Source organism: Paenibacillus sp. 01T422, from assembly GCF_056398785.1.
In genome coordinates this window covers 1-4,957 of sequence record NZ_JBFTQB010000460.1, presented here as the reverse complement: position 1 = coordinate 4,957, position 4,957 = coordinate 1, and the positions used below count along the sequence as shown (strand labels likewise).

General features: G+C 42.1%; 4 protein-coding genes and 1 pseudogene. 1 reads left to right on the top strand and 4 read right to left on the bottom strand.

All coding sequences use genetic code 11. The features are described 5' to 3' along the window. Positions 1–460, bottom strand: a 460-nt coding sequence (locus AC1DUA_RS23105; RefSeq protein ID WP_477502001.1) for a COG4705 family protein, incomplete at its 3' end; no start/stop codon positions are given. A 189-nt stretch (positions 461–649) separates the two neighbouring features. Then, positions 650–997: pseudogene (locus AC1DUA_RS23100) on the bottom strand (sensor histidine kinase). A gap of 458 nt (positions 998–1,455) precedes the next feature. Here AC1DUA_RS23100 and AC1DUA_RS23095 point away from each other — a divergent pair. Next, the gene (locus tag AC1DUA_RS23095; protein WP_477502000.1) at positions 1,456–2,322 is read left to right on the top strand and encodes an arylamine N-acetyltransferase family protein; all 867 of its coding nucleotides are present in this window, start codon (positions 1,456–1,458) and stop codon (positions 2,320–2,322) included. A gap of 712 nt (positions 2,323–3,034) precedes the next feature. Here the strand turns inward: AC1DUA_RS23095 and AC1DUA_RS23090 are convergent. Together AC1DUA_RS23090 and AC1DUA_RS23085 are read right to left on the bottom strand one after the other, a co-directional pair. After that, positions 3,035–3,793, bottom strand: a complete 759-nt coding sequence (locus AC1DUA_RS23090; protein ID WP_477501999.1) for a hypothetical protein — start codon at positions 3,791–3,793, stop codon at positions 3,035–3,037. A gap of 586 nt (positions 3,794–4,379) precedes the next feature. Next, on the bottom strand, positions 4,380–4,957 hold a 578-nt coding region (locus AC1DUA_RS23085), incomplete at its 5' end, for a sensor histidine kinase (protein WP_477501998.1).

The window sequence follows — 4,957 nt, the reverse complement described above, 5'->3', positions numbered from 1 at the left end:
GTGCGAATGTTGTCATTACAGTAAGCCAATAGAAGATCTCGCGGCGGCGAGTGAATATACTGTGGACCGACAGTGTTTTCTCTTTGGAATACCAAGTAAAGAGGATGGCACCGAGGGCTACAATAAAGAAGATCGTCGAAACCATATATGGAATTCCTAATCCAACGCGAACCACATCTGCAGCCATTGTCCCGAATATACTAACCATCACGACAACTAACCAATAAACGCCTGGTATATAACGGCTTACTTTAAATTGCAATATCATAGCTATAATAAAAATAAAAACGCTTAAAGGAGCCGAAATAAGTGGATTTAAATGTTCAAATAAATAATCTGAAGCTACCTCTCCCATTCCGGTCGTTAATAGCTTCGTGATCCAAAAATATAGTGTTATTTCTGGCACTTTAGCTGCTATGCCTTTCACTTGATTCAGATTCAATGATAATGATTTACTCACCGTAAGACCTTCTTCCTTTTCTTTTTCAATTCGAATTCTTATTGTACAGGCACTTCATTAAAATTTAATAAGAATACCAAGTAAGGAAAATCTTATTAAGATAGGAAGTGTATTTCGTCCTGAAATAGGACGCGGCAGCATAATCCAACTTTATCTGATAAATATGAGAAGAAAATGAGAATCCTATGATTATATAATCTCATGAATTGGAAATGTCAGTTCTAAGCGGGTTCCTTCCCCTTCTACACTTGAAATTGAAAGGCTGCCTTGATAATTCTGAACAAGCTGCATGGCGATCGCAAGACCTAACCCATTCCCAGCAATCTCGTGATTTCGAGCTTTATCCACCCGATAAAATCGATCAAATACGTGAGGTCAGTCTATCTCTGGTATACCGATGCCATGGTCTTGTACAACAATGTGCACCTTATTGTTCGAGATGTTCCCTTCGATAATAATTCGTTTATGAAGGGACAAGTATTTAACTGCATTATCCAAAATAATCATCAGAATTTGTTCCAGATGCAATGGATTCATAAGTAATATTACATCCTTAATTGCTTCTGTATTCTCTACGAATGCGAACTTAGGATTTAGGATTTCGAATCGCTTTATCGTCTCATAGATTAGCGGTTCTAGCTGTAACGATTGCCCATCCTCCCTGACCTGATTGGCTTCGACTTTTGTGATCCCGATTACAGCGGACGGCAAGCTAAAGAACGATTAAGCCGGTATTCCGTTCCATAAGTAATGAAAACCTCCAGTTATTTTTGATTACTGAATCCACTAGTACGAAATAACTGGAAGACCTGACCTCCAGCTAACTGCTTATGACGCTTGAATCTGCGAATCATCTGCGTCACCTTCAGCGCTACTAGTTAATCAGACACCGGATCTCAGCTTAAAATTGACAATTCGTTCCATGCGCTATATACTCTTTAAAGAACACATGTTCTGTACTGGATATTTTCGAATAATATGGTGGTGGCTAGTTGATGAACGAATTATTGACTATAGTTGAGATTAAGAAGTATTTATTTAGGCTTGGGATATCCGATATTCAGCCGCCCACGAAGTCCTTTTTGTTTGATCTTCATCGGGCACACGTTGCCAAAATTCCGTGGCAATCGCTGGATGCCTTCGCCGGAAAGCCCAGCTCCATCGATCCTCTTCATTCCGTGAAGCTCATTTTGCAAGACCGAAGCGGATATTGCTTTCACCTAAATAGTGCATTCTACACTTTGCTTCGATCGTTAGGCTATCGGGTGGCTATTCACCCGGCAGGCGTTCAGGCACATGCCAAGGAGCCCCGCATTGATCATTTTCACTTGGGGTTGATGGTTTCCCTTCCGGAATCAGATCGTGAATCATGGCTTGTCGATGTTGGTCTCGGAGATATGCCCTATGAACCTCTTCTCCTATCCGTCGGCGTGTATGAACAAGGTCCATTTACTTATGTGCTTAAGCGTTCGATGGTAGACCCYGGCGGCTGGCGCTTGGATAACCATCCTGCGGCCCCATATGCAGGCGTTGACTATCATTCTGCCGCCATAACCAGCATGGAGCCTTTTCAAGCGAATCATGACTATTTAAGCACAAACACAGAATCGACATGGGTCAATATGCTGCTAATCCGGAACCGGACCGCAAACGTAAGCAGCGAGTTAAGAGGATGCATCTTTAGCCAAACCGACCGGCATGGTACAGTAAAATCCGAAATAACAGACAAAGCCCGTTGGCTGGAGATTATGGGGGATGCTTTCGGAGAGCATCTGGTGCAGTATGACAGTGCGGAAAAGGACGGTATCTGGAAGAAGCTCGCTGCATCCCATGAAGAGTGGAAGAAAACGAAGAAATCATGAATCTCATGTTATAGAAGATACAAACCGCCTGAAATGCTTTGCTGTAATCCAGTAACTGATTATGCAACAAATACGCAATATACGCTGCCCATTAGAGGGTGGCTTTTTTTATTTGATATCAAAGTACATCTCCTGCCGGCACGTACCGAGTCCCCTACATCCAGTAATGATGAAACCATGTGTCTTATTAGGGGGGAGGAAATTCTATTCTTATTCATTTAGTAATTATCTTTACTATATAAGGCGAGAGGGGGAATGGGATGGCCAGGCATACAGAATTTTATCCTGACCCAGTTGGAGCGAAAAAAAGTTGGACTACTGATCTAACTCAGCTGAGTCCGTACCAGCTTTGAGTTTGTAAATAAAAGTGAGGCTGACGCCCCATTTTTCCGTTCGCTCGAGGAAGCAGGCACTCCTCTTAACCAGCAGCAAGTTGAATCTGTCCGTCATGGAGATGGGTCGACGCGGGTAATAGCAGGAGCTGGATCTGGCAAGTGTTATAAAGAAAAAAGTATTAGACTGACGATGTTGATTTGATTCAGTTTGTATGAGTGAAAATCGTTTGAATTTAATAAATAAGTCTTAGACTATTCAATACTAATAAACGAAAACCAGTCAAAACACGAAATTAAAGTGTTAGACTGGTTCTCGTGTATTGCACTATCTGTTCCCGTTAGTTGAATAATCTTTAGCTTGTCCAGTGGATAGTGGATCAGTTGAATTTGTAAATAATCGTTTCCGGCTTCGATTCCAAAGTTGAATGGGATTGGTCAACAGTGAACATCATTAGTTTGCTGTTTGGACTCCAGAACAATTCGCTGCCCGCCACTTGATTGCCGCTTTTGTAGATCATCTTGTTTTCGACCCTCTTCATATCGATCACATGGACCTCATATTTGTCGGGGTAGTGTTTCGTCACGACATAAGTTAATTTCGATTGATCAAGTGACCAAGATATATTGTAGAAATATTCCCCTGACTCCAATTGATCCCCTATGGGATTTCCATCTGGATCCAGCAGCAGAAGCTCACTTTTCATCCTCTCGGATTGGCTGCCGAACTCTGTTGTTACAACAGCTATCTGATGACCGTCTGGAGAGGGATAGAATCGATTCACATTCTCATCATTTATCGTATGCAGTACAGGATTATCCAGCTGTGACATTTCGATATAACTTAATCCACCAACTTCTACAAAGTACAAGCGTTCGCCTATTTTCGTTACCTGCTCTACGTAGTTGGGTACCATCAATTGATTTAATGCAGGCATCGGCGTAATCTTCCCCTGCAAACCAATCTGTACGACGCCCCCATCACCAATTCCACCCATGTACAATACATGCTCATTATCCAGCCATACGGCGCTGCCAGCAACTGCCTGATTGGCAATGTCCTTCGTTTCTCCGCCATTTCTGCTAATTATCCGATGCTCGGCAACCAGATTATCGTCTTCCATATGATTCTGCTTCACATAGATACGCCTGCCGTCGGGAGACACCGCATAAACATCGTAGGAAATGCTAGGTTTTTCTCCTCTTACCTCTCCGGAGATGATATCCTTAATCCCAATCGTATCTTTATATTTTGCTCATGTTGTTCGTTTGTCCCGATTTTCACTGATTGCTCAAACTGTATCTCATGATCGGAGATCCAGCCGGTTCCATGGATTCCCTCCAATCGGCTGGTAGTCCAGCTATTCGATGAATCCAAGACGATGTCTATGTTTTCTTCCAATGCGTTCTTAGTCGCAACCTGCGATTTTTCAGTCACACACGAACTCAACAGTATAGCCATAACCGCCAAACAGACGAGCTGTTTCATCTTTGGGTGTACTCCTTCTGTTCCTCTTTTCCTTTTACTTTCCAACCTGTGGCAGTCTACTTTTTGCCCATAGTGGGGATGCCGAAAGATATATCACATAAGTTCACTCAATACTGTTGAGTAACTTGAGAATAAATCGATTTCTTTATCTAATGTACTTTTCATTTTACTTTTCCAGATTTTCCAGCTCCCCCCTGATTAAAGAAAAAATATGGAGCAACACAAGAATATCTCTATCATTCTGTACGAGATCGTGGAATTTCGATGAAAAATTTAAAAAAACCCTCATGATGCTCTAAACCCAAACGCCCTCCGTGCAGCTCTACGATGTTTTTGGCTATCGACAGCCCTAGGCCAGAGCCCTGCGGAACGTAAAAATCGTAAAAATCATTTCGCGAAGGTTCCGCTTTATAGAAACGTTCAAACAATAAATGCTCTTGCTCCTTATTGATCGGCTTGCCTTGGTTTTCAACCGCGATGTAAATATGATCTTCGTGTTCAGACAGAAGCACCGTAATTTCACCAGGTCTATAAGAAAACTTTAGTGCATTCATCAGCAAATTATCGATGGTCCGAACGAACTTCTCCACATCCACGGTTCCGTAAACTTGTTTCAATTCCCACACTTTATCAACGGTTAGTTTGTACTCCTGCGCGATCGGTTCGAATTCCATAATGATTTGATCCAGTAAGCCAATTAAGTCGATCGTTTGGAAAGAAAATCGTGCAGCACCGCTCGTCAGATGGGTATATTCAAACAAATCGTCAATGAGCTTTTTCAATTGCTGTGTTTTGTTCAATGCATTGTTAATAT